This window comes from Microbacterium sp. UMB0228 (assembly GCF_002871415.1).
In the GTDB taxonomy this organism is placed as follows: Bacteria; Actinomycetota; Actinomycetes; order Actinomycetales; family Microbacteriaceae; genus Microbacterium.
Genome location: NZ_PNFU01000001.1, coordinates 637,247 through 660,356 on the forward strand (window position 1 = coordinate 637,247; position 23,110 = coordinate 660,356).

The window sequence follows — 23,110 nt, forward strand, 5'->3', positions numbered from 1 at the left end:
GCAATCGAGGAAAGTGAATTTCCTGCAAACGGAGTGTCAACGCCCATCGCCGTGGTCGATAACGTCTGGCACGTCGGATGCCTCGGCGTCGGAGCCGTCGTCGGCGACGATGTCGAGCACCTCTTCGCGCACCGCGAGGCGCGCGCGGTCGGCGGCGTCGCTCATGCGGTCGGCGACGGCGATCTGCAGGGCGTTGAGCACGAGCAGCTGTACGAGCCCGCTGCCGAGAATGCCTTGATCCCACGCCTGGAAGCGCGCACCGGCGACGAGCAGGTGGTCGGCGCGGGTGGTGAGCGGGGTACGGGCGAAGCTCGTGACCCCGATCACGGTGGCGCCGGCGTCGACGGCGGCGTCCGCAACCGCGAGGGTCACCGAGTTGGCGCCACTCGAGCTGACGATGAGGCACACATCACCGGGGGCGAGCACGCGGGCGGTGAGGTGGGCGACCACGCCGTCAGCGGGCGCTTCGCAGGGCCGGCCGTTGACGGCGAACGCGACGGCCGACGCCTGGGCGGCGGCGTGCGAGGCGCCGGTGCCCGAGATCAGCAGGCGCGGCGCGCGGGCGATGGCGTCGGCAGCGGCGTCGAACGCGACCGGGTCGATCGAGGCGAGCGCGGTCTGCAGCATCCCACCCGCCCCTCGGCCAGCCACCGCAGAAAGCCCTCGGTGCCGGCGGGTGCGTCGGGCGCGGCGGTGGCGTCGGCGGCGAGGTCACGCACGAGCAGCATGCGCAGGTGCTGAAAGCTGCGCAGCCCCAGCGCCTGGGCGGTGCGGCTGACGGTGGCCGGCGACGTGTTGGCGGCTTCGGCGAGGTCGGCGCCCGACATGTCGACCACGTCGTGGGGTCGCTCGGCGCAGATGCGGGCGACGCGCTGCGCGCTCGGTACGAGCGACGGCAGGATCGAGAGGATGTGGTCGATGGTTCCGCCGAGCGGCGGCTCGTTGAGGGGCGAGTTCATGTAGCCGGTGATCACCTTTCGGGTTCGCCGCACATCGTATGGGCGCAATGCGACCACGACCCCAACCATAGGTGAACGCAGCGTTCATCGCCTCCGCTATCCGCGAAAGGCAATTTCATGACCTCCCTGCGTCCGCTCGAGCTCCCGAACAGTGCCATGCCCGCAAGGAAGTCGGCCAAGGGTGACTCGACCGAAGACGCCCACCTCGAGCGCCGCGATGGCGCCTACGATGACCGTCCGTGCGAGCCAGAGCCACGTGATCTGTCGATCCCGGCGGTCAAGCGCTCGAACGTTCCGCACGTCGATGTTCCGCTGGCGGGGGCGCCGGGGCAGCAGACACCGGTAACCAACGACGCGAAGAAGCCTGCCACGACGATGACGCCCGCAGCGCGGAACCAGAGGGCGGGGGCGACGCGCGAAACTGATCCTGCTCATGGCCCGATCAGACCGATGGCCACTCAGACGTGAAAGGGGAGACATCGCGCCCGGGCCGAACCGTCGCACGCTGACGTCCCCTCACCGCGCAGTGCCCGCAAGGGGATGGTAGATGGGCGAGCAGTTCTGGGACTCTGGTCGACGATTCTTCAGCTCGCCTGTGGAAGTCCCTGGGACAACGCCTGTCGGATTCTCCAAACAGGAAAACCGCTGAGCTGCGCAATCAAGTCCACATCGAACTCGTGCTCGAAGTAGGCCACCCGCACCGCCCGGATGCGCGACGGATTGTCACCGAAAGCCAGTGTGAACTCGGTGGCGTAGCGCTCCCAGACGCTGAACTCATACCCCGGTGCCGTCACGATGCATTCACCTCATCCCGGGTGCAACTCTCAGGAGTGGTCGCGGTGCTAATGCGATGCTACGACACCCGTGTTAACGCCAGGACACAAGGAGATTCCGGGAAAGCTCGCTACGCACGGTGTGCACCGATACGGGGATGGCCCGCCCGGGGTGCATGGTTCACACCGGGGTGACCAAGGGAATTGGGGGCTCTTCGGACATGCGGTGGGGGTGAGGCTCGCCGGGTGATGGTCGGCGGGTAGGGGTCGAGGTCCCCGAGGATCAGTAGCGCCAACTGCTGATCCATCACGAGGACCTCGACGTGCTTCACCCTACTTCGGGGTGCGCTGACGCGCGCTCTGCCGCTGATCCGTGTTACCGCTGCGATCTGCTGGTCGGTCTCGACGGCGTCCATGTCGAGCACGTTGACCGCCGCGACGGGCTGCTGATCGTCACCGTTTCGACACCGGCGGCGCCGACCGGGTGCCCGTTGTGCGGGGTCGTGGCGATCGGTCGAGGGCGCCGCCGTCGAGTGTTGCATGACGTGCCGGGCGTGACGCGGGTGCGGATCGTCTGGCGGCAACGGGTCTGGCGATGCGGCGACGTGGGCTGTGCCAAGAAGACGTTCGTGGAGCAGCTTCCCTCGCTGGTCGCTCGGCGCGGGTCGCTCACAAGGCGAGCCGTCGACTGGGCGATCGGGCAGCTGCGCCGCGAGCACGCCACGATCGAAGGACTACGTCGTCAGCTCGGGACATCGTGGAAGACGGTGTGGCGGGCTGTTGAGCCTGAACTGGTGCGGTTGGCAGCCGACGAGTCCCGGTTCGAGAACGTGACCACGCTCGGCGTCGACGAGCACATCTGGCATCACGTCGACCACCGCAAGCGGGGCCCGAAGGAACTGACCGGCATGGTCGACCTCAGCCGCGACAGCACCGGGAAGACGCGGGCCAGGCTGCTCGACCTCGTGCCGGGCAGATCGGGGAAGGCATACGCGTCCTGGCTCAGCGAGCGGGGCGAAGCGTTCCGAAAGAACGTGAAGGTGGCGGCGCTGGACCCGTTCGCGGGCTACAAGACTGCGATCGATGACACGCTCGAAGACGCGGTCGCTGTGCTGGACGCGTTCCATGTCGTCAAGCTCGGCACCGCCGCCGTCGACGAGGTCCGCCGCCGCGTCCAGCAAGACACCCTCGGGCATCGCGGTCGGAAGGGCGACCCGCTCTACGGGATTCAGACCATCCTCCGTGCCGGGGCCGAGAACCTCACCGACAAGCAGCGGATCCGGCTGACCGCGGCAATCGAGGCCGATCCTGCGCACGACGAGGTGTTCGTCGCGTGGCAGTGCGCACAGCAGCTGCGCTCTGCCTACCACGCGAAGGACCTGACCGAGGGGCGGCGGATCGCCGAGAGGGTGGTCGACACGTTCCACACCTGCCCGATCCCCGAGATCGCCCGCCTCGGCCGCACCCTCCGCCGCTGGCGTTCAGCGTTCCTGGCGTACTTCACCACGAGCCGCGCGAACAACGGCGGCACCGAGGCGATCAACGGGATCATCGAGCTCCACCGCCGCCTCGCCCGCGGCTATCGCAACCGCGAGAACTACCGCCTCCGCATGCTCCTCACCGCCGGCGGACTCACCCCATGACCCGTTACTTTCTTCGTGACCCGCTCGGCGGCCATGCTGGGCGGTGGCGGCCTGCCGGGCCCGGCATGATTGCTGCCCCCTGTCCTCGATGATCCGGGGGGTGTTGTCACCGGGCCTGGTTGGCGGTGTGTGATCGCTGATAGGGGCTGGACCCGAGCATGCTCGAGGCCGTTCGTAACGTGGATGCCGAGACGCGCCGCCGCGGACGCCGTCACGAGTGAAGCGGAGGACGAAGTGGTCACCAGCATCGACAGATACGACGAGGTCGACGTGTTCGTTGGGCTCGACGTCGGCAAGGGCGAGCATCACGCGGTCGCGCTCGACCGGGAAGCCAAGCGACTATTCGACCGAGCACTCCCGAACGACGAGCGCCAATTGCGGGCGGTGATCGACCAGCTCGCCTCGCATGGCGTGGTGCTGCTGGTCGTAGATCAACCCGCGACGATCGGTGCACTCCCGGTCGCGGTCGCGCAAGCCGCAGGTGCTCTCGTTGGTTACCTGCCGGGGTTGGCGATGCGGCGCATCGCGGATCTGCATCCCGGTGAGGCGAAGACCGACGCGAGAGACGCGGCGATCATCGCCGAAACGGCCCGCACCATGCCGCACACGCTCCGGTCGATCCAGGTCGCCGACGAGAAGGTCGCGGAGCTGAGCATGCTCTGCGGGTTCGACGACGACCTCGCCGGTCAGATCGTCCAGGTCTCCAACCGGATCAGGGGTCTGCTCACCCAAATCCACCCGGCGCTGGAACGCGTGCTCGGGCCGCGGCTGGATCACCCCGCGATCCTGGACCTGCTGCAGCGCTACCCGTCGCCGGCGGCGATGAAGACTGCGGGTGAGAAGCGGCTAGGGAACCGGCTGCTGAAGAACGCGCCCCGCAAAGGTCGTGTCTGGGCGGCAGAGATCATGACCGCGCTCGGCGAGCAGACCGTCGTGGTGACCGGCACCGACGCCGCCGCGCTGGTGCTCCCCAGGCTCGCAGAGCAGCTCCAGGCGTTGCGACGGCAGCGTGACGAGATCGCCATCGAGGTCGAGAAGATCGTCGACGCTCACCCTCTTCAACCGGTCCTGACGAGCATGCCCGGAGTCGGCGTCAGGACCGCAGCCCGGCTCCTCACCGAAGTCACCACCAAGACCTTCGCCACTGCCGGGCACCTCGCCGCCTACGCCGGCCTCGCACCCGTGACCCGACGATCCGGCACCTCGATCCGCGGCGAGCATCCCTCCCGGCGCGGGAACAAGATCCTGAAACGGACCATGTTCCTCTCCGCGTTCGCCGCACTCCGAGACCCCGAATCACGCGCCTACTACGACCGCAAGATCGCCCAAGGCAAACGCCACAACCAGGCCCTCATCGCCCTAGCTCGACGCCGCTCCGACGTCCTCTACGCCATGCTCCGCGACGGCACCCTCTACCAACCGCGACCAGCCGAACCCGCCCTCGCCGCTTGACAGAGGACATAGGGGCACCCCCCCCACCGGATGTCCGAAGAGCCGGTTTTGTCCGGGACGAACCGTCGCGCGGGGAGGGGGTGGCATGGGAGGGTGGAGGGGAACAGGGAGGGTGCCGTGGCTGAGCGCATCGTTGTGGGAGTGGTGGACACGTCGGCGGGACGACGAGCATTGGAATGGGCCGCGCATCGCGCCCGGTCGCGGAAGGCCTCGCTGCTCCTCGCGAGCGTCGTCGGGGGAGCGGTCGGCGCCGTCGGGGAGGGCCCTGTGGTCGACGCTGCGATCGCGGCGGCACGGAGTCTGCTGGAGGAGCACGCGGAGACGCTGAAGGCCCAGGGGCTGGACGTCGACATCGTCGTGCTCCGCGGCGACCCTGTCCGTCAGCTCGTCTCGACCACCGCGGGCGCGAACCTCCTCGTGATCGGCAGCGACTTCCGTCCCGATGACGCGGACAGTCCGCGGCGCGGGGCCCACGGGCTGCGCATCGTCGCCGACTCCTCCTGCCCGGTCGTGGTGATCCCCGACATCGAGACGAGCGACCGTCGCGGTGTCGTCGTCGGGGTGGACGGGTCTCCGACCTCGGAAGCCGCCGTCGCGTTCGCCGCTGCCGAAGCCGACCGTCTCCGCGAGCCCCTCGTCGCGGTGACGGTATGGACTCCCGTCCCCCTCCCGCGCGGAGCGAGGGCGTATCCCGAGCAGTACCTCTCCTCCATGCAGGAGCTGTCCGAGGAGACCCTCGCCGTCGCTCTCGGTGGATTGCGCTCGACCTATCCGGATCTCGAGATCCAGCCCCGAGTCGAACGCGGATATCCGTCCGAGGTCATCAACCGCGCCGCCGCCACTGCCAGCCTCGCCGTGGTCGGCTCGCACGGACGGGGGGCGGTCGCCCGCTTCCTGCTCGGCTCCATCAGCCACGAGGTGCTCGCGGCGCTCGTGGCGCCCACCGCCGTCGTCCGCTGACCGGGGGCCGCAGGCCTAGAGCGGGCTGGTCAGCACCTCGTGGAGCACGCGGCGGCTGTCGTCGCCGCCCGGCCCTGACCCGTCGGAGAGAGTCACCAGGGCCTTCCAGAGTGCCCAGCCGCGAGCCCGACGCCAGGTCGCGGCATCGAGGTCGACGGCGTCGCGGAAGGCGGCGCGCGCGTCCCCGTCGAAGTACGTCCATGCCATGACGAGGTCGCAGGCGGGATCGCCGACGCCGCAGGTGCCGAAGTCGATCATCGCCGACAGGCGGCCGTCGCTGACCAGCAGGTTGCCCACGGCGACGTCGCCGTGGAACCAGACCGGCGAGGCCTCCCACGCGCTGCTCGTCGCGTCGAGCCAGACGCTCCGGCAGAGCTCCGCGTCCAGGGTGCCGTCCAGCCGCTGGAGCGCGGCGTGGACCTCATCGCTGTAGACGCTCGGATGCGAACCGCGGAAGAACGAGTGCCGACCGGCCGCCCAACCCGCGTCCACGGGAAGGGATCTCACGGTGCGGAGAACGGCCCCGAGATCCACGGCGAGGCGAACGCGATCGAGCCGTGCGGCGCGCTCGACGGTGTCGCCGTCGAGCCACCGGCGGATCGACCACGGAAACGGGTAGCCTCGGCCGGGCGCCCCCAGCGCCACGACGGAGGGAACGGCGACGGGAAGCCTTCCGTCGAGGAACTCGAGCGCTCTGCTCTCCTTCTGCACGGCCGCGGCGTAGGCCTCGGCACGAGGAAGTCGCACCGACAACTCGTCACCGAGACGGAACGTCCTGTTGTCCCACCCCTGACGCGCCACGGCGCGGACGGGAAGGTGCGCCCCGCGGGGGAACTGCTCCGCGATGAGGTCGGCGACGAGCCGCTCATCGATGTCGACCGGTCGGTTCACCCCTCGATACTCGCAGAGGTCGGCTCCCGCCAGAGGCGAAAGGCCCTCCGGCCTGGGATTTCTCCCGGCCAGAGGGCCTTCCATTTGTTGCGGGGACAGGATTTGAACCTGCGACCTCCGGGTTATGAGCCCGGCGAGCTACCGAACTGCTCCACCCCGCGGCACAAGAGATAACTTATCACGGATCCGGGGAGCCGTCGAATCGAGCGCGGTGGCAGCGGGTGCGAGAGGATGGCGTCATGTCTGAGAACACCGCCGTGCCCGTCGCCGTGTGCCAGTTCGCCCCCACGGATTCCCGCGAGGCCAACCGGGAACGGATCGCGGAGCTGGCGACGGAGGCCGCGCGACTCGGGGCGAAGCTGATCGTGTTCCCGGAGTACTCGAGCTACTTCGTCGATCCGATGGACGAACGCCTCGCGGCGAATGCGGAGGGTCTCGACGGCGAGTTCGTGACCGGGCTGATCGGTCTGGCCGCGGAGCTCGCCGTCGTGATCGTCGCGGGCGTCACGGAGAAGGCTTCGGACGAGGGGCGCGTGCGCAACAGCGTCGTCGCCGTGCGCGGCAACGGCATCCTCGCGGTCTACCGCAAGCAGCACCTCTACGACGCGTTCGGGCAGACCGAGTCGGACTGGGTGGAGCCGGGGGAGATCGGCGAGCCCGCGGTGTTCGAGGTCGGCGGACTGCGCTTCGGGCTGATGACCTGCTACGACCTGCGGTTCCCCGAGCTGTCGCGGCTTCTCGCGGTCGCCGGTGCCGATGCGCTCGTGGTGCCCGCGGAGTGGGTGCGGGGACCGCTCAAGGAGCAGCACTGGACCACTCTGCTCGCCGCGCGGGCCATCGAGAACACGGTGTTCGTGATCGCCGCCGACCACCCGGCGCCGATCGGCGTGGGGCACTCGCGCATCGTCGACCCGCAGGGCGTCGTCCGTGCCGGCATCGGCTCCGAGCCCGGAGTGGCCCTCGGCGTGGTCGACGGCGCGGCGATCGCCCGCGTCCGTGCGACGAACCCTTCGCTGCGCGCGCGACGCTACGCCGTGGTCGCGCGCTGATCCGATCGGTTCAGGGGCGCAGATCCGCGAGACGGGCGGAGGCCTCCTCCAGCACCTCCACGCGCTTGCACGCCGCGAAGCGGATCAATCCCGCGAACTCGGCGCGCCGGGCGGGGGACACGAAGGCGGTGAGCGGGATCGCGACGACGCCGGCACGGTCCGGGAGCGCGCGGCAGAAGGCCGCCGCATCGGCGCCGCCGAGGGCCGTCGCATCGGCCACCGTGAAGTAGCCGCCCTGCGGTGCGTGGACCGTGAAGCCGGCGGCGCGGAGACCGTCGCCGAGGATCGCGTGCTTGCGGGCGAGCACGGCGGCCGCGTCGGTGAAGAACGCGTCGTCGAGGCGGAGCCCGACGGCGACGGCGGGCTGGAAGGGGGCGCCGTTGACGTAGGTGAGGTACTGCTTGACGGTCAGGACGGCGGTGATGAGCGCGGCGGGGCCGTGCACCCAGCCGATCTTCCACCCCGTGGTCGAGAAGGTCTTGCCCGCCGATGAGATGGTGAGCGTCCGCTCCGCGGCACCGGGCAGGGTGGCGATCGGGACGTGTGGCGCGTCGAAGGTGAGGTGCTCGTACACCTCGTCGGTGACGATCACGGCGTCGTGCCGCGCGGCCAGGCGCACCACCTCGTGGCGCACCTCCTCGTCGATGACGGCTCCGGTGGGGTTATGCGGGTCGTTGACGAGGATGATCCTGGTGCGGTCCGTGACGGCCTCCGCCAGCTGATCCAGGTCGGGCTGGAATCTGGGCGCCCGCAGGGGCACCGTACGGAGCCGAGCACCCGCGAGCGCTACTGCGGCGGCGTACGAGTCGTAGTAGGGCTCGAAGACGACGACCTCGTCCTCCGGCCCGTCGATCAGGGCGAGCAGGGTCGCGGTGAGGGCCTCGGTGGCGCCGGCGGTCACGATGACCTCGGTGTCCGGGTCCACCTCGAGTCCGTAGAACCGCCGCTGGTGCTCGGCGATGGCCGTCAGGAGGTCGGGGAACCCGCGTCCCGGCGGGTACTGGTTGACCCCGTCGGCGATGGCGGCGCGCGCGGCGTCGAGCACCGCCTCCGGGCCGTCCTCGTCCGGGAATCCCTGCCCCAGGTTGATGGCACCGGTTCTAACCGCCGCGGCGGACATCTCTGCGAAGATGGTGGGCGCGACGGTTCCGTCCGCGTCGAGCAGACCGGCACCGGCCGCCGTGCGACGCCATGCGCCGGGGATGACACTCATGAAGAACAGGCTAAGGCCATAGCGGAAACTCACGCTGGGCATAAGGAACGCACAGGGATGCGGGGCATCCTGGAGGGGCGTTGAAGGAGCACACCATGAACCAGGACAACCCGCAGGACCGCCCGGCACCGGCGTCGGACGACGCCGTGTCGGCCGGACACACCCGCCAGATCCCCGAGACCCCGCAGAGCGCGCCGTCTCCGGCCGCCGACACCCCCGTGGGCACCGCGGCCGCCTCCGCCCCGGTCGCCCCGCAGGGCCACCACATGCCGCCGACGTTCGCCTCGCACGCCGCCGGCGCCCCGACCGTGGCACCCGTGCCGCACGGGCTGGCCGCGCCCGGTCCCGCCGCGGCGGGCGTGCCGGGCGCCGCATTCGGCGTCCCGGCGCAGGACACCCGGCCGCTCGACGGCACGGTGCCGCCGGCCGAGGGCACTCCGACCGCCACGAAGGAGAAGTCGCGCGGCGGAACCCGCGTGGCGGCGTTCATCGTTGCGGCCGCCCTCGTCGGCGGCGTCGCCGGCTTCGGTGGCGGCGCCCTGCTCACCGGACTGCAGGACTCTCCGTCCACCGGCACTGCCCAGGGCCCGCAGACCGTCACCGTCAACAACCCCGGCTCGGTCAACGAGACCACTGCGGTCGCGACCGAGGCCCTGCCCTCCGTCGTCACCATCGAGGTCGCCGGATCGCAGGAGGCCGGCAGCGGCTCGGGTGTCATCATCAGCAAGGACGGCTACGTCCTCACCAACACCCACGTGGTCACCCTCGGTGGGGCGGCGGCCGATCCGACGATCCGCGTCACGACCTCGGACGGCCGTATCTACGACGCCACCGTGGTCGGCACGGACCCGATCTACGACCTCGCGGTGATCAAGCTCACCGATGCGGAGGGCCTCACGCCGATCGAGTTCGCGGACTCGTCGAAGCTCAACGTCGGCGACACCGCCGTCGCGCTCGGCGCCCCGCTGGGCCTGGCGAACTCGGTCACCACCGGCATCGTCAGCGCACTGAACCGCAGCATCCAGATCGCCTCCTCCGCTCTGCCCGACTCCTCCTCCGAGGACGCCCCGCAGCAGCAGGCGCCGGAGGACGGCCAGAGCGAAGGCCCGTTCCAGTTCGATCTGCCCGGCAACAGCGGGCAGCAGGCCACCGAGTCGATCTCGATCGCCGTGATCCAGACGGACGCCGCGATCAACCACGGCAACTCGGGCGGCGCCCTCGTCAACAGCAAGGGCGAGCTGATCGGCATCAACGTCGCCATCGCGAGCTCGGGCAGCTCCGAGGAGTCGGGCTCGATCGGCATCGGCTTCGCCATCCCGTCCAACATCGCCAAGCGCGTCGCGGACGAGATTATCGCCGACGGCGCGGCCACCCACGGTCTGCTCGGGGCATCGGTCCGCGATGCCTCCGGCGTCGAGGGCGCGACCGAGGCCGGTGCGTACATCGCCGAGGTCACCGATGGGGGCGCGGCCGCGGCCGCCGGTCTCCAGGCCGGTGACGTCGTGACGAGCTTCAACGGGGTGCCGATCACGAGCGCGACCGACCTGACGGCTCAGGTCCGCGCGGCGGCGGCCGACAGCACGGCTGACGTGACTTACGTCCGCAACGGCAAGCAGAGTCAGATCGAGGTGACGCTCGGCACGCTCGCCGGCTGATCGCCCCGTCAGAGAAGGACGCCACCCGCGCGATAGGCTCGCCGGGTGGCGTCCTTCTCTTTCGGCACCGGCAACGCGGCCAAGCTGCTCCGGATCCCGCTGTACGCCCTCGGTCGCCTGGGCACCCTCGTCGTGCCGCGCGGCCGGCGATGGGTCTTCGGATGCGGCGCCGGCGTCGGCGACGGTGCGCTCGCCCTGCACCGGTATGCGGCAGGGGAGGGGCATGACACCCTCTGGCTGACCGGGTCGGCGCGCGAAGCGGCAGACGCCGAGGCCCTCGGCCTGCGGACCGTCCCGCGGGGCGGCCTCCGCGGCTGGTGGGCCACCGCCCGCGCCGGCGTGCTGGTCGTGACGCACGGCCTCGGCGACGTGAACCGCTACGGCAACGGCGGTGCTTTCGTCGTGCAGCTGTGGCACGGCATCCCGCTCAAGCGCATCGGACTCGACTCCCCGGCCACGACGCAGGTGCCGGCCGTCCCCGGCGCCCCGATCCTGCGGCGCCTCGTCGGGCTGCTGTATCGCGGCGCCGCGCAGCGGATCCGCGTGCTCCCCGCGGCGTCGCACCGGGCCAGGGCACGCCTCGAGTCCGCGTTCGGACTGAGCGACGACCGGGTCGTGGTCACGGGGGAGCCGCGCGTCGACGTGCTGTCGAGCGGCGCACCCCAGGAACGCCGCGCCCACGCACGGGCTCTGCTCGCCGAGGCCGTGGGTGTGATCGGCGACGCCGACCGCGTCGTGCTCTACGCGCCGACGTGGCGGGACGGCGCCCCCGATCCGTCCGTGCCGACGGCCGAGGAATGGATGCGGATCATCCAGGTGCTGGAGGAGCACGACGCCGTCCTCCTCGTGCGCTCTCATCCGCTCGGCGACGGCAGCTACGCGCCGCCCCTGCCGACGACACGGGTGCGGGCGCTGCCCAGCACGGTCGTCAGCGACGTCACGCCGCTCCTTCCCGCCGTCGACATCCTCATCACCGACTACTCCTCGCTCGCCTACGACGTGGGCCTCCTCGCCATGCCGGTCGTCTTCCTCGCGCCGGATGTGGCGGAGTACGCCCGGACCCGCGGTTTCTACGGCCGCTTCGAGGAGGTCGCCGCGTCGGGCGTCGCGACCGGGTGGGAGCCCGCACTCGCGCGGCTGGCATCGCTGCTGGGCGACGCGGCCGCGTTCGACGAGGCCGCCGGGCGTTCCGCTACGCTCAGCGCGGAGATGCACGCGTTCCGCGACGGCCAGAACACCCGTCGGGTATACCGCGCGATCCGTGCGCGGGGAGTCCCCGCGCCGAAGGGAGCAGCATGACGACGGCCCGCATCGATGACACGGCACAGGCGCTGGTCATCGCAGGGACCGGGCAGCGTCCGACGAGCGCCGAGCTCGTCGGACCGCGAGCGCGGGTGGAAGCCCGCCTCATCGGCGGGGGAAAGACCTGGAAGGCGACGTTCGTGCTCCGTGCGTCGCGATGGGGCGGTCCGGAACTGCCTCTGCCGTCCGGGAGATACGAACTGCGTATCGACGGCGTCGATCTGACGGACCTCCGTCTCGCGCCGGTCGTCCTCCCGGGGGTGCGGGTCGTCCTCGACGGCGCCGTCGTCCGCATCGGGCCTCCTGTCGACCCGGTGTACGACACGGCGGAGGGACGCTCCACACTCGAGGAGCGCTACGTGGCGCAGGCCGGCGGTACAGAGAACGCCGTGTTCTTCGAGAGCTTCTACGGCCGGAGCGTGGGCTGCAACCCGCGCGCCATCGACCGGGAACTCGCCCGGCGTGCCCCGCAGGTCCGCCGATACTGGAGCGTCGTGGACCTGTCGGTCCAGGTGCCGGACGGCGCGATCGCGGTGATCGAGGGCAGCCCGGAATGGTGGCGCGCCCGCGGCGCCGCGCGGCTTCTCATCGTGAACGACTGGATGCGGCGCCGCTTCGCACGCAAGCCGGGGCAGAAGGTGCTGCAGACCTGGCATGGCACGCCCCTCAAGCGCCTGGCCCTGCATCGTCCCGGCTTCGACCCCCGCCGGATGGCGGCGGTGGTCAAGGAGTCGCGGCGGTGGGATGTGCTTCTCGCGCAGAACACGTACGCCGCACGGATCCTCCGCAAGGCCTACGCGTTCTTCGGGCGGCCGATCTGGATCGACGGCTATCCGCGCAATGATGCGCTGCGCACGGGGGACCCGGTCGCGGTGCGCGCGGCGCTCGGGATCGGGGCGGACGAGCGCGTCCTGCTCTACGCGCCGACCTGGCGGGACGATCGGGCGGAGATGGTCGACTTCGTCGATCCCGAGCTCCTGGCGCGGCAGACGAACGCGGTCGTGCTGGTGCGCGGTCACTCGCGCACGCTGGGGGAGGGCAGGGACCGTGCCGGCGCTCGGGTGATCGACGTGACCGGCTACCCCGAGACGTCGCAGCTCCTGCTCGCCGCCGACGCCCTCGTCACGGATTACTCCTCCGTCATGTTCGACTACTCCGTCACCGGCAAGCCGATGTACTTCCTCGTGCCTGACCTCGACCACTACCGCGGCCAGCTCCGGGGCTTCTACTTCGACCTGGCGGAGCGCGCACCCGGCCCTCTGGTCCGCACCCAGGACGAGCTCGTGGCGGCGATGGCGGACGAGGGTCATCGGGAGCGGTACGCGGAGCGCTATGCGGCGTGGCAGCGGCAGTTCAACGCGCTCGACGACGGTCGGGCCGCGCAGCGGGTGGTCGATCGGATCCTCGACCTGGGATTCCTGACCGCCTGACGGTCGGCCTCAGGGCAGCGGGGTGTTGCGCGTGCCGAGCCGGGACGCGTCCACGGTGTCGCCGGCTCCGCGCAGCACACCCCCGAGGAAGCCCAGGCCCCACGAGAGATGCATGGTGGGCAGCACGAGGAGCGTCCACAGGCGCTGCCGCACGCCACCCCCGCCCGGGGCGAGGGCCACACCGATCACGAGCAGCACGTAGAGCGCGAGCGGGAGGTAGACCAGGCCCGAGGCGATGAGGGAGGCCGCGCCGGACACGACCCCGGTCAGCTGCAGGATGCCGAGGACGACGGCGAGCACGACGAACAGCAGGAGCACCGGCGGGGCGAAGTAGCGCAGACCGTTGCGGCGCCCGAAGCGGCGCACCAACTCTCCTCGCCAGGCCCCCGTCGCGCGGAACTGCCTGGCCAGTCGCAGCCAGCTCTCCCGGGGCCAGTAGGTCACCGCCAGCTCGGGGTCGAACCACACGCGGTGACCGGCCTGACGGATGCGCAGGTTCAGCTCCCAGTCCTCGCCGCGGCGGATGGACTCGTCGAAGAGACCGACCTCGTCGAGGACCTCTCGTCTCATCACGCCGAGGTAGGCCGACTCCGCCTCACCCTCGACCCGGCCGCCGTGATACGCGCCGCCGCCGAGGCCGACGGGGGAGTTGTACAGCCGGGCGACGGCCTTCTGGAACGGGGTGCGACCCTCCGCGTGCATGACGCCACCGACGTTGGCGGCCCCCGTGCGGTGCAGGGTCTGCAGGGCACGGGCGGCGTATCCGGGGGCGAGCTCCGAGTGGGCATCGACCCGGATGACGGTGCGGTAGCGGCTGGCCCGGATCGCGGCGTTGAGCCCGACCGGGATGTGCGCGGCGGGGTTGTCCACCAGCCGGATCCGGTCGTCGGCGGCCGCGAGGCGGCGGGCGAGGTCGGTGGTGCCGTCCGACGACGGTCCCAGCGCGAGGACGAGCTCGGTCGGAACCCCCACCTCCTGGGCCAGCACCGAGGCGACAGCGTGCTCCAGGTAGGCGCGTTCATTCAGCACCGGCATCACGAAGGACACCCCGGTGACGGGGGCGGGGGATCCGTTGGCGGGCACACGTCGATCATGTCACGCGCGCCTCCCCGCGCTCTCCCAGGCGGAGCATTGGGACCCCGGGGCGCCCAGGGGGACGACAGCGGGACGAACTATCCTGGAGGGATGGGTGCACTGTCTGACGCGAAGAAGGCCTATCGGCTCCTGCGACGGGCGCTCGCGTCCCGGTCCGCGGTGCAGCGCGTCCGTCGCCGCCTCGCGGCCCAAGAGCCCTACCCCGCCGATCACTTCCGGGTCGCGGTGTATTTCGCCGACGGCGCCGTGAACATGTACCAGATGCGCCAGTGGTACCGCCCGCTCGCCGCGCTCGCGAAGCGCTGGCCCGTCGTGGTGCTGGCCCGCCAGGCGACCGGAGCCGAGATGCTCCTCGAGGAGGACGCCCCGCCCGTCGCCTTCGTGCCGACCGTGCGCGATCTCGAGCGTTTCCTCGCCACGCAGGACATCCGCGTCGTGCTGTACGTCAACCAGAACACCCGCAACTTCCAGATGTTCCGCTACGGCCGCCGCTGGCACGTGTTCATCAACCACGGCGAGTCCGACAAGATGTACATGACCACGAACCAGTACAAGGCGTACGACTACGCCTTCGTCGCCGGGCAGGCCGCCAGGGACCGTCTCTCGCGCACGCTGTGGGACTACGACGTGGAGCGCCGCACGATCGAGATCGGCCGCCCGCAGGCGGACCACTATTCGGGCTCGCTTCCCTACACGCCGGACGACCGCCTCGTCGTGCTCTATGCGCCGACCTGGGAGGGGGACCGCCCCAGCGCGCATTACGGTTCCATCGCCTCGCACGGCGAGCGTCTCGTGGCCCGGCTCCTCGCGACCGGGAATCACCGTGTCATCTACCGGCCGCACCCCCGGAGCGGCGTCGTCGATGCGGCCTACGGGGCGGCGCACCGGCGCATCATCGCCGCGATCGCCGCCGCGAACGCGGCCGATCCGACCGCGCAGCACGTGTACGACGACGGCCCCGAGCTCGGATGGCAACTGGCCGCCGCCGACGTCGCCGTGGTGGACATCTCGGCCATGGTGTACGACCGCCTGGCGGCAGGCAAACCGCTCCTGATCACGCGACCGGTCGACGAGGAGGCCGCTGTCGACACCGCGGGGTATCTGTCCGACTGCGAATGGCTGTCGGCAGAGGCCGCAGACGACATCGTCGCCGAGGTGGAGCGCGTACGTCAGGACGAGGCGGCCGTCGCGCGGCTGCAGATGTGGGTGCGCCACTACTTCGGCGACACGACCGCCGGCGTCGCCACGCAGAAGTTCCACGACGCCGTCGACCGTCTCATGAGGGAATGGGAGCGGTGGCGCGAGCGCGAGATCGGGGCCGTTCGCGGTGATGAAGACGACGACGATGAAGCGGGCGACGAGGACGCATGAGCAGCGACTTCCCCCGATCCGGTGCGCTCACACCACGCCTTGAGGTGGTGGACGCGACGGGGTCGACGAACGCCGACCTGCGCGCGCACGCGGACGACGTCGATGCCTGGCCGCACCTCTCGGTTCTCCTGACCCGTGACCAGACGGCCGGCCGGGGGCGGCTCGAGCGCCGTTGGGTCGCTCCTGCGGGTTCGGCGCTCGCGGTGTCGGTGCTGCTGCGCGATCTGCCCACCGAGCCCGCAGCGCGAGGCTGGATTCCGCTCGCGGCGGGCGCGGCCATGACCGAGGCGGTCTCCGCCCAGCTGCCTGAGGCCGCCGTCGTCCTCAAGTGGCCCAACGACGTCCTCGTCGACGGGCGCAAGATCTGCGGCATCCTCGCCGAGGCGAGTCCGCACGCCGTCGTCGTCGGCGCCGGTGTCAACACCGCCATGACTCCGACGCAGCTTCCGGTGCCGACGGCCACCTCGTTCGCGGTGCAAGGCGTCGTCGCCGACGAGGATGAGATGCTCCGTTCCTACCTGTCGGCGCTCGACCGCTATCTCTCGGCGCTCACCGCAGCGGACGACGCGATCGCGAGCGGCCTGCATGCAGCGGTGACCCGGTGGTGCGCGACGGTCGGTCAGACCGTTCGGGTGTCGCTCCCCGGCGACTCCCTGCTCGTGGGCACGGCCGTCGGCATCGACGCCGACGGGCGCCTGCGCGTCGCGGCGGAGGGCACCGTGCACGCGGTCTCCGCCGGGGACGTCGTGCACGTCCGTCCCGCGTGAGGCGGGGACACGCCGCCTCACGGACGGTGTTGGTGGCGATCCCGGGCACAATGGGGGTGTGACCCAGCCCGTGACGCTCGGCGGACGCCCGCTGATGCCGCCGCCCGGCGCTCCCGCCGAGGAGCTGCTGATCGCGCGCTTCCGTGGCCACGCCCGTCGGCTCTTCTGGTCGGCGGCCGTGCTCATCGCCACCTTCGGGGCGACCGCCTACTTCTACGGCAATCTCCCGGCCGGCTTCGAGGACTGGATGCTGCTCGCCGCCGCCGGAGTGGTCATCCTCGTCGCGGCCGTGATCCCGTTCCTCGTCTGGTACTCCCGGACCATGACGATCACCACCCGTCGGGTCATCGCCGCCCAGGGTCTGGGCGCCCGCAACCGCCGCGAGATGTCCCACGCACGCGGCTACACGATCAGCGTGCGTCGCGGCCCGCTGCAGCGGATGTGGGGCTGCGGGACCATCACGCTCTCGAACGGTGTCGACGCTCCCGTGCGTCTCGCGAACGTGCCGAACGTCACCCTCGTGCACGAGACGCTGGCCGACCAGATCGAGGTCGGCCAGATCCTAGCCCATCGCGACGCCCAGGCGAGCGGCGACGAACTGTCCTGACCCACCGGGGTGTCCCCGGTGCCCTCGCGCGTGCGGAAGAATGGGCATGACGAATGGAGGCGGCACATGGCGCTGCGCGTGGGCGTGATCGGCGGAGGACAGCTGGCACGGATGATGATCGCTCCGGCGGTCGAGCTCGGACTCGATCTGCGGGTCCTCGCCGAGGAGGAGGGGATGGCCGCGGGGCTGGCCGCCACGGCGGTCGGCGACTACCGCGATCTCGAGACCGTTCGTGCCTTCGCCGCCGAGGTCGACGTCCTCACCTTCGACCACGAGCACGTGCCGCAGGAGGTCCTGCGGGCCCTCGTCGCCGAGGGCGTCGCCGTGCATCCGGGCCCGGACGCCCTCCAGTTCGCGCAGGACAAGCTCGTCATGCGCGCGCGCCTGGCGGAGCTCGGCGTGCCCCAGCCCGAGTGGGCACCGGTCCGTTCGGCAGAGGACCTGCAGCGCTTCCTCGACGACCACGACGGTGCGGCCGTGGTGAAGACGCCGCGCGGCGGCTACGACGGCAAGGGCGTGCGCGTCGTGCGTTCCGCCGCCGAGGCGCAGGACTGGCTGGACGCGCTGGACGACACCGACGCGCTCCTCGCCGAGGAACTCGTGCCGTTCGTCCGGGAGCTCGCCCAGCAGGTCGCACGGCGCCCCGGGGGAGAGATGATCTCCTATCCGGTCGTGGAGACCGTGCAGCGCGACGGCGTCTGCGCCGAGGTCATCGCCCCGGCCCCCGCCGCCACCGACCGACTCACCGACGTCGCCGAGGGCATCGGGCGTCGCATCGCCGAGGGCCTCGGCGTGACCGGCATGCTCGCGGTGGAGCTGTTCGAGACCGAGGATGAGCGGATCCTCGTGAACGAGCTCGCGATGCGTCCGCACAACAGCGGCCACTGGAGCCAGGACGGCGCGATCACGGGGCAGTTCGAGCAGCATCTCCGGGCCGTGGCCGATCTGCCGCTGGGGAACACCCAGCCGCGCGCCGCCTGGTCCGTGATGGTGAACATCCTCGGCGGTCCCACGGAGGGCACGCTGGGGGATCGCTTCGAGGCGGCGATGACCGCGCACCCGGACGCGAAGATCCACACCTACGGCAAGGCCCCTCGTCCCGGCCGCAAGGTGGGGCATGTCAACGTCGCCGGGGACGACCTCGACGATGCGGTGTACGAGGCCAGGGCCGCAGCGGCCGCGTTCGACTGAGTCGGCGGCAGGACACGGGAAAGACGTGTGCCGCTCGGGGATTCTCCCAGCGCGAGACCGTAGCCTGATCTGGTGACCGAGCCACTGCACTCCTCCGCCACCCCGTTGGTCGGCGTCGTCATGGGATCCGACTCCGACTGGCGCGTCATGAGCGACGCCTCCCAGGCGCTCACCGACTTCGGGATCCCGCACGAGGTCGAGGTGGTCTCCGCCCACCGCACGCCGGACAAGCTCATGTCGTACGCCCGGGAGGCCCGGTCCCGCGGGCTGCGCGTCATCATCGCCGGCGCCGGCGGTGCCGCTCACCTCCCCGGCATGCTCGCGTCCATGACAGCGCTGCCCGTCGTCGGGGTGCCCGTGCCGCTGGCGTATCTGGACGGCATGGATTCGCTCCTCTCGATCGTGCAGATGCCCGCAGGGATCCCGGTCGCGACGGTCTCCATCGGCGGCGCCCGCAACGCGGGTCTGCTCGCGGCCCGGATCCTCGGTGCCGCGGACGACGAGCTCGCCGACCGCGTCGAGGCCTACGCCGTCGACCTCGAGGCTCAGGTCGAGGAGAAGAACGATCGGCTGAAGGGCTCGCTGTGACCCTTGCGCCCCCGCGCGCGACGCGGCGCCCGCTCATCGAGACGCGGCCGCTGCGGCACCCCGACTCCGGCGATGCCCGGCTCATGTCGAAACGCGCCTGGTGGCTCGTCGGGCTCAACGTCCTGCTCCCTGGGTCGGCCCAGGTCCTGGCCGGGAACCGCCGTCTGGGGCGGTTCGGTCTCGGGGTCACCCTGACCACGTGGGTCCTCGCGATCGTCGCCCTCGGTCTCGCGCTGTTCGCACGCCCCGTCTTCCTCTGGCTCACGATCGGCGGCGGCCTCGTGTCCGCGGCCCTCCTCACCCTCGTGCAGGTCTTGCTCGTCGGCGTCGTCGTCCTCTGGGTCGTGCTCACCTTCGACACGCTCCGCCTCGTCCGGCTCGTGAAGGTCCCCGCCCCGTCGCGGTTCCTGATCCCTGTCGTCGCCCTCGTCCTGCTCGGGCTGGTCGGCGGGGTCACCGGTTATGCGGCGACGGCTGTGGGCTCCGTGCGTGGAAGCGTCGGCGCCATCTTCGGGCAGAGCGGCCCGAGCCTGCCGCCGAGCGACGGCTACTACAACATCCTGCTGCTCGGTGCGGACAGCGGTGACGGGCGCGACTCGATGCGATTCGACAGCATCTCCGTGGTCTCCGTGAACGCCGAGACCGGCGCGGTCACCATCACCGGCATCCCGCGCGAGCTCCCGCACGCCCCGTTCAGCGACGGCAGCCCGATGCAGGAGCTCTATCCGGACGGATTCCAGGGCTACGCGTCGTCATCCTGCGGCTGGAACGGCTGGATGAATCACGTCCGGAACGCCGCCGAGGTGTGCCGCGAGGACAAGGGGACCGGACTCTACCCCGATGCGGAGGCCGCCGGCTCGGCGCCCGGCATCGAGGCGACCAAGGACGCGGCGGAGGGCGTGCTCGGCATCGAGATCCCGTACTACGTGTTCGTCGACATGCACGGCTTCGCCGACCTCGTGGACGCGCTCGGCGGCGTCGACATCACCGTCACGGAGCGCCTGCCCAAGGGCGGCCCGCCCGAGGGCTGGTCGGGAACCGACGTGAACGAATGGGCGATCGGCTGGATCGAGCCGGGTGCGCAGCACATGGACGGCGACACGGCGCAGTGGTACGCCCGCTCGCGGTACACGACCAGCGATTGGGACCGCATGAAGCGGCAGCGAGAGCTGCAGGAGGCGATCCTCGCCCAGTTCACTCCGCAGACCGTCCTCACCCGGTTCAACGAGGTGGCGGCCGCGGGGACGGCGCTCATCAGCACCGATCTCCCCCAGGGCAAGCTGCCGGAGTTCTTCGATCTGATGCTCAAGGCGAAGGAGCAGCCGGTCCAGACCGTCGAGCTCACGCCCGAGAACGGTGTCGACGAGTTGGACCCGAACTACGACTTCATCCACGAGCTCATGCAGGAGAAGCTGCATCCGCCGACGGAGACGCCGACGCCCACTCCGTGAGCGCGCCCCGGGCATGACGCAGCCCACGGGCGATGTTCCCGGGAACATCACCCGTGGGCCGTCCGGTGCATGACCGGATGCGCCAGACGACGGTGATCGGAGGGGGAGGGATCACCGTCGTCCAGCCGACCACCGCACGAGGCGGCAGCCTGGCTCAGGCGCGCGTGCGGCGCGCGGCTCAGGCGCGCTTGCGGCGCGCGGCTCCGACGGCGACGAGGGCACCACCGGCGACCAGAGCGACCGCTCCACCGCCGAGGACCCAGGGCGATACGGATCCACCGGTGAGGGCGAGTTCCATGCCACCGCCGGTGAGCGGGAGCTCCGTGCCGGCGGGCGCGGCGACTCCCGGATCGTGGTCGCAGCTCGATGCGGCCGTGTTCCCGTGCGACACCGTCACCATGGCGGTGTACGGTCGCGAGCCGGCGAAGTCGAGGGCATAGGCCCCCTGTCCGTCGGAGGGCGGGCGGAACGTCACCGTCAGGCTGCCGTCGGAAGCGGCGGTGTTGCCCGAGATGGCGGCGGCACCGGCGTTCCGGCCTGACACGGACACGCCCACGGTCTCCGACGGCTCGAAGAACCCGGCGCCGAAGGCGACGGTGGAGACCTCGCAGGTGTCGATGATCGCGTCACCCACCTTCGCGCTCGGCGGAGACGGGTACGAGTCGCTCGGCGCGGCAGAGGCGACGGTCGGCGCGGCCAGGATGAGCGCGCCAGCGGTAAGGCTGATGGCAGCCAGTTTCTTCAGCATGATTTCTCCCCAGAATTTCACGCGGAATCGCCTCCGGATACACCCCTGCATCCGACTGCGCGAGGCCCCCTGCCCCCACGGCAGGTTCACGGACCCCGGTTATTCCCCAGTGAGATGACAGTACCTCATCCGTCGGCGGATGTCACGAGCCGCAGCGCAGGGTGTCGCGGATCAGCTTCGGATCGACGATCAGCGGCGTGTGCCGCACTTCCGTCAGCCGTTCTCCCGCGCCCTCGCCCTGGAACTCCACCGTGACGGTCGTGGACTCTCCCGGTGCGAGCAGCACCTCGTGCTGCACGACGGCCCGGTCCTCGATGGTGGTCGTCTGGACGCCCTCCTCGGCGCCGTCACGATCGATGTGCGAAGGGAGCGCGCCCTGGGGGCCGTAGACGGCGATCAGCGTGCGCACGCTTCCCGGGGGAACCCCGTAGACGCCGTCGCCGGTGACGTACGGCGGCAGCGCGGTGGCGGCATCGGCGGGTGCGGTGTTCGTCCAGGTCACGCGCACCTGCGTCGTCGGCGCTCCCGCGCAGGTCCCGACCGCCGTCGCGATGGAGGCACGGGTGTAGTAGTCCATCTTGCCGCCCGTGCCGTCGTTGAAGAGCACGCCCACTGCCACCGAATCGGCGGCGTCCTGGGGGAGCGCGCCCCCCAGGGCGCTCGCCGCGAGGAGGGCCTCCTCCGGCTCGTGCGCGCTCCAGAGGCGGATGCGTCCTTCCCCGGCGGCGTCCGCGAGGGCGCGGACCAGCTCCTGTGGCTTCGCGTTCGACAGTGCGGCGCCGAAGAGCCCGCCGGCGGCCTGCGCGAAGATGTCGTCCTGGACGGCGGGATCGGGGACCGCGGCGTAGATCTCGGAGAGCAGGATGCCGGTCACGGTGTCCGCCGTCGCGGTGAAGGGGCCGAACGTCAGGTCGCCGGTGGCCTGCATGAGATGCGCCGCCACCAGTGCGTCCACGGCGATCACGCCGTCGACCTTTCCGCCGAACCGGCCTTCCCATCGGGCCGCGATGGTCTCGCCGGCCTCGCGGAAGTCCGGGATGCTCGTGATGTTCTGCAGATAGCGGCCGGGGCGGTCCTCGAAGAGGGCGACGGTGCTGTCGCTGAGCGGAAGCGCGGCGTCCAGCGGGGGGAAGTCGCGCGTCGAGGCTTGCTGCTGCAGGGTGATCCTGCCGTTCTCGGCCCGCAGCAGTGCGATGGAGCCGACGATCCCACCCGACGACCGCAGCTCGGCGTTGTTCTGCATCGCGAGCACGTAGGTGCGCGGACCATCGCCGCCCAGCATCGGTGGCAGGAGCACGGATGCGCCGTGCAGGGCCCCCACCGCTGTCGCGGCCTGGGTGACCGCGTCACGCATCTCCCGGACCGCGTCGGCCAGGGGCGGGAGGGTGGCATCGGCGTCGATCCGCCGCGCGCGGTCCTCCGCCGAGGTCACGGCCGCGCTTGCCGTGCCGAGGGGTTCCTCGATCTCCGCGAAGGGGGCGAGATCGATCGCCCCGCCGGAGAGGCCGAGGCTCGAGAGGTCGATGTCGTCGGCGACGTCGAGGAGGGGACCGAGGGCGTCCGAGGAGACCTCGTCGGCGATCACCGCGATCTCGCTCACCGCGCGAAAGTTCGGACCGATCCACGGCAAGACGGCGAAGGCCTGCCATACCGGATCTCCGGTCAGAGACCGCGCGGATTCCGCATTCCGGGCGATGCGATCTGCGACGGGCGCCACGCCGTCCAGATCGCCGGCGGCGATGGACTGCTTGAGCTGGCTCGTGGCTTTCGCGACCTGCTGCAGGTTGTCCACCGCGCCGATCCCGCGCACGGTGACCCAGCCGATCGCCAGGACGATCAGCGTGACGAGGAGGCCGATGGTCCACCCGACCCACCGGCGCCGGACGGGAAGTCGACCATCGCTCATGCTGGCATTCAAGCATGCAGGGGCATGGGGGTGAGAGCCCCATGCTGTGGGAACGCTGA

Annotated in this window: 22 protein-coding genes and 1 tRNA gene; 14 read left to right on the forward strand and 9 right to left on the reverse strand. The window is 70.9% G+C overall.

The window, feature by feature from the left end; all coding sequences use genetic code 11:
- Positions 1-36: 36 nt before the first annotated feature.
- Together CJ226_RS03125 and CJ226_RS03130 are read right to left on the reverse strand one after the other, a co-directional pair.
- The gene (locus CJ226_RS03125; RefSeq protein ID WP_005052796.1) at positions 37-627 is read right to left on the reverse strand and encodes an SIS domain-containing protein; all 591 of its coding nucleotides are present in this window, start codon (positions 625-627) and stop codon (positions 37-39) included.
- Positions 543-1,016, reverse strand: coding sequence for a MurR/RpiR family transcriptional regulator (locus CJ226_RS03130; RefSeq protein WP_164743636.1), 474 nt, complete (start codon positions 1,014-1,016; stop codon positions 543-545). The genes CJ226_RS03125 and CJ226_RS03130 overlap by 85 nt, the downstream gene beginning before the upstream one ends.
- Before the next feature lie 60 nt (positions 1,017-1,076).
- Between CJ226_RS03130 and CJ226_RS17780 the strand changes: the two genes are divergently transcribed.
- Positions 1,077-1,427 carry a hypothetical protein gene (locus CJ226_RS17780; RefSeq protein WP_005052795.1) on the forward strand — a complete coding sequence of 117 codons (351 nt, stop codon included), beginning with the start codon at positions 1,077-1,079 and terminating at the stop codon, positions 1,425-1,427.
- Positions 1,428-1,543: 116 nt separating this feature from the next.
- Here CJ226_RS17780 and CJ226_RS03135 read toward each other — a convergent pair whose 3' ends face one another.
- Entirely contained in the window at positions 1,544-1,753 is a 210-nt protein-coding gene (locus CJ226_RS03135) for a hypothetical protein (protein ID WP_045245741.1), read from the reverse strand.
- 368 nt (positions 1,754-2,121) lie between these two features.
- Between CJ226_RS03135 and CJ226_RS03140 the strand changes: the two genes are divergently transcribed.
- The 3 genes from CJ226_RS03140 (at position 2,122) to CJ226_RS03150 (ending at position 5,787) form a co-directional block, all read left to right on the forward strand.
- A complete protein-coding gene (locus tag CJ226_RS03140) occupies positions 2,122-3,375 on the forward strand; it encodes an ISL3 family transposase (protein WP_045245681.1) in 1,254 nt (417 codons plus the stop codon).
- A 183-nt stretch (positions 3,376-3,558) separates the two neighbouring features.
- Positions 3,559-4,827 carry an IS110 family transposase gene (locus tag CJ226_RS03145; protein ID WP_374754502.1) on the forward strand — a complete coding sequence of 423 codons (1,269 nt, stop codon included), beginning with the start codon at positions 3,559-3,561 and terminating at the stop codon, positions 4,825-4,827.
- 117 nt (positions 4,828-4,944) lie between these two features.
- Positions 4,945-5,787, forward strand: a complete 843-nt coding sequence (locus CJ226_RS03150; protein WP_102208280.1) for a universal stress protein — start codon at positions 4,945-4,947, stop codon at positions 5,785-5,787.
- Between the two features lie 15 nt (positions 5,788-5,802).
- Here CJ226_RS03150 and CJ226_RS03155 read toward each other — a convergent pair whose 3' ends face one another.
- On the reverse strand, positions 5,803-6,678 hold the full coding sequence (locus tag CJ226_RS03155) for an aminoglycoside phosphotransferase family protein (protein ID WP_257996472.1): 876 nt from the start codon (positions 6,676-6,678) through the stop codon (positions 5,803-5,805).
- Positions 6,679-6,765: 87 nt separating this feature from the next.
- Positions 6,766-6,839 (reverse strand) — tRNA-Met (locus tag CJ226_RS03160).
- A 78-nt stretch (positions 6,840-6,917) separates the two neighbouring features.
- Between CJ226_RS03160 and CJ226_RS03165 the strand changes: the two genes are divergently transcribed.
- Positions 6,918-7,727, forward strand: a complete 810-nt coding sequence (locus tag CJ226_RS03165; protein ID WP_102208282.1) for a carbon-nitrogen hydrolase family protein — start codon at positions 6,918-6,920, stop codon at positions 7,725-7,727.
- 10 nt (positions 7,728-7,737) lie between these two features.
- Here CJ226_RS03165 and CJ226_RS03170 read toward each other — a convergent pair whose 3' ends face one another.
- Positions 7,738-8,940 carry an aminotransferase class I/II-fold pyridoxal phosphate-dependent enzyme gene (locus CJ226_RS03170; RefSeq protein ID WP_102208416.1) on the reverse strand — a complete coding sequence of 401 codons (1,203 nt, stop codon included), beginning with the start codon at positions 8,938-8,940 and terminating at the stop codon, positions 7,738-7,740.
- 95 nt (positions 8,941-9,035) lie between these two features.
- Between CJ226_RS03170 and CJ226_RS03175 the strand changes: the two genes are divergently transcribed.
- Genes CJ226_RS03175 through CJ226_RS03185 form a run of 3 tightly spaced genes read left to right on the forward strand, consistent with a single transcriptional unit; the run spans position 9,036 to position 13,327 of the window.
- Positions 9,036-10,595 (forward strand): S1C family serine protease, encoded by a 1,560-nt coding sequence (locus CJ226_RS03175; RefSeq protein ID WP_257996473.1) that lies wholly within the window; start codon positions 9,036-9,038, stop codon positions 10,593-10,595.
- Between the two features lie 45 nt (positions 10,596-10,640).
- Positions 10,641-11,894 (forward strand): CDP-glycerol glycerophosphotransferase family protein, encoded by a 1,254-nt coding sequence (locus CJ226_RS03180; RefSeq protein ID WP_102208283.1) that lies wholly within the window; start codon positions 10,641-10,643, stop codon positions 11,892-11,894.
- Complete coding sequence (locus tag CJ226_RS03185; protein WP_102208284.1) at positions 11,891-13,327, forward strand: CDP-glycerol glycerophosphotransferase family protein; 1,437 nt, start codon at positions 11,891-11,893, stop codon at positions 13,325-13,327. The genes CJ226_RS03180 and CJ226_RS03185 overlap by 4 nt, the downstream gene beginning before the upstream one ends.
- Before the next feature lie 9 nt (positions 13,328-13,336).
- On the opposite strand, the gene CJ226_RS03190 is transcribed toward CJ226_RS03185, so the two are convergent.
- Positions 13,337-14,362, reverse strand: coding sequence for a glycosyltransferase family 2 protein (locus tag CJ226_RS03190; protein ID WP_062633817.1), 1,026 nt, complete (start codon positions 14,360-14,362; stop codon positions 13,337-13,339).
- Between the two features lie 150 nt (positions 14,363-14,512).
- Here CJ226_RS03190 and CJ226_RS03195 point away from each other — a divergent pair, with 150 nt between their 5' ends.
- The 6 genes from CJ226_RS03195 to CJ226_RS03220 all read left to right on the forward strand — a co-directional run bounded on the left by CJ226_RS03195 (position 14,513) and on the right by CJ226_RS03220 (position 20,397).
- Complete coding sequence (locus tag CJ226_RS03195) at positions 14,513-15,793, forward strand: CDP-glycerol glycerophosphotransferase family protein (protein WP_102208285.1); 1,281 nt, start codon at positions 14,513-14,515, stop codon at positions 15,791-15,793.
- Positions 15,790-16,560 carry a biotin--[acetyl-CoA-carboxylase] ligase gene (locus CJ226_RS03200; RefSeq protein WP_102208286.1) on the forward strand — a complete coding sequence of 257 codons (771 nt, stop codon included), beginning with the start codon at positions 15,790-15,792 and terminating at the stop codon, positions 16,558-16,560. Before CJ226_RS03195 ends, CJ226_RS03200 begins: the two co-directional genes overlap by 4 nt.
- 58 nt (positions 16,561-16,618) lie before the next feature.
- On the forward strand, positions 16,619-17,167 hold the full coding sequence (locus tag CJ226_RS03205) for a PH domain-containing protein (protein WP_102208287.1): 549 nt from the start codon (positions 16,619-16,621) through the stop codon (positions 17,165-17,167).
- 66 nt (positions 17,168-17,233) lie between these two features.
- Positions 17,234-18,358, forward strand: a complete 1,125-nt coding sequence (locus tag CJ226_RS03210) for a 5-(carboxyamino)imidazole ribonucleotide synthase (protein WP_062633718.1) — start codon at positions 17,234-17,236, stop codon at positions 18,356-18,358.
- A 120-nt stretch (positions 18,359-18,478) separates the two neighbouring features.
- On the forward strand, positions 18,479-18,946 hold the full coding sequence (gene purE / locus CJ226_RS03215) for a 5-(carboxyamino)imidazole ribonucleotide mutase (RefSeq protein ID WP_062633819.1): 468 nt from the start codon (positions 18,479-18,481) through the stop codon (positions 18,944-18,946).
- A complete protein-coding gene (locus CJ226_RS03220; RefSeq protein ID WP_062633720.1) occupies positions 18,943-20,397 on the forward strand; it encodes an LCP family protein in 1,455 nt (484 codons plus the stop codon). The genes purE and CJ226_RS03220 overlap by 4 nt, the downstream gene beginning before the upstream one ends.
- 178 nt (positions 20,398-20,575) lie before the next feature.
- Here the strand turns inward: CJ226_RS03220 and CJ226_RS03225 are convergent, their stop codons facing one another.
- Entirely contained in the window at positions 20,576-21,145 is a 570-nt protein-coding gene (locus CJ226_RS03225; RefSeq protein WP_062633722.1) for a hypothetical protein, read from the reverse strand.
- A gap of 142 nt (positions 21,146-21,287) precedes the next feature.
- The gene (locus tag CJ226_RS03230; protein ID WP_102208288.1) at positions 21,288-23,051 is read right to left on the reverse strand and encodes a DUF4012 domain-containing protein; all 1,764 of its coding nucleotides are present in this window, start codon (positions 23,049-23,051) and stop codon (positions 21,288-21,290) included.
- Positions 23,052-23,110 lie beyond the last annotated feature (59 nt).

Coding starts and splice junctions, on each gene's coding strand:
- CJ226_RS03125 (WP_005052796.1), bottom strand. CDS start 627: ATGCTGCAGACCGCGCTCGCCTCGATCGACCCGGTCGCGTTCGACGCC.
- CJ226_RS17780 (WP_005052795.1), top strand. CDS start 1,077: ATGACCTCCCTGCGTCCGCTCGAGCTCCCGAACAGTGCCATGCCCGCA.
- CJ226_RS03145 (WP_374754502.1), top strand. CDS start 3,559: ATGCCGAGACGCGCCGCCGCGGACGCCGTCACGAGTGAAGCGGAGGAC.
- CJ226_RS03165 (WP_102208282.1), top strand. CDS start 6,918: ATGTCTGAGAACACCGCCGTGCCCGTCGCCGTGTGCCAGTTCGCCCCC.
- CJ226_RS03170 (WP_102208416.1), bottom strand. CDS start 8,940: ATGAGTGTCATCCCCGGCGCATGGCGTCGCACGGCGGCCGGTGCCGGT.
- CJ226_RS03175 (WP_257996473.1), top strand. CDS start 9,036: ATGAACCAGGACAACCCGCAGGACCGCCCGGCACCGGCGTCGGACGAC.
- CJ226_RS03185 (WP_102208284.1), top strand. CDS start 11,891: ATGACGACGGCCCGCATCGATGACACGGCACAGGCGCTGGTCATCGCA.
- CJ226_RS03190 (WP_062633817.1), bottom strand. CDS start 14,362: ATGCCGGTGCTGAATGAACGCGCCTACCTGGAGCACGCTGTCGCCTCG.
- CJ226_RS03195 (WP_102208285.1), top strand. CDS start 14,513: ATGGGTGCACTGTCTGACGCGAAGAAGGCCTATCGGCTCCTGCGACGG.
- CJ226_RS03200 (WP_102208286.1), top strand. CDS start 15,790: ATGAGCAGCGACTTCCCCCGATCCGGTGCGCTCACACCACGCCTTGAG.
- CJ226_RS03210 (WP_062633718.1), top strand. CDS start 17,234: ATGGCGCTGCGCGTGGGCGTGATCGGCGGAGGACAGCTGGCACGGATG.
- purE (WP_062633819.1), top strand. CDS start 18,479: ATGGGATCCGACTCCGACTGGCGCGTCATGAGCGACGCCTCCCAGGCG.
- CJ226_RS03225 (WP_062633722.1), bottom strand. CDS start 21,145: ATGCTGAAGAAACTGGCTGCCATCAGCCTTACCGCTGGCGCGCTCATC.
- CJ226_RS03230 (WP_102208288.1), bottom strand. CDS start 23,051: ATGAGCGATGGTCGACTTCCCGTCCGGCGCCGGTGGGTCGGGTGGACC.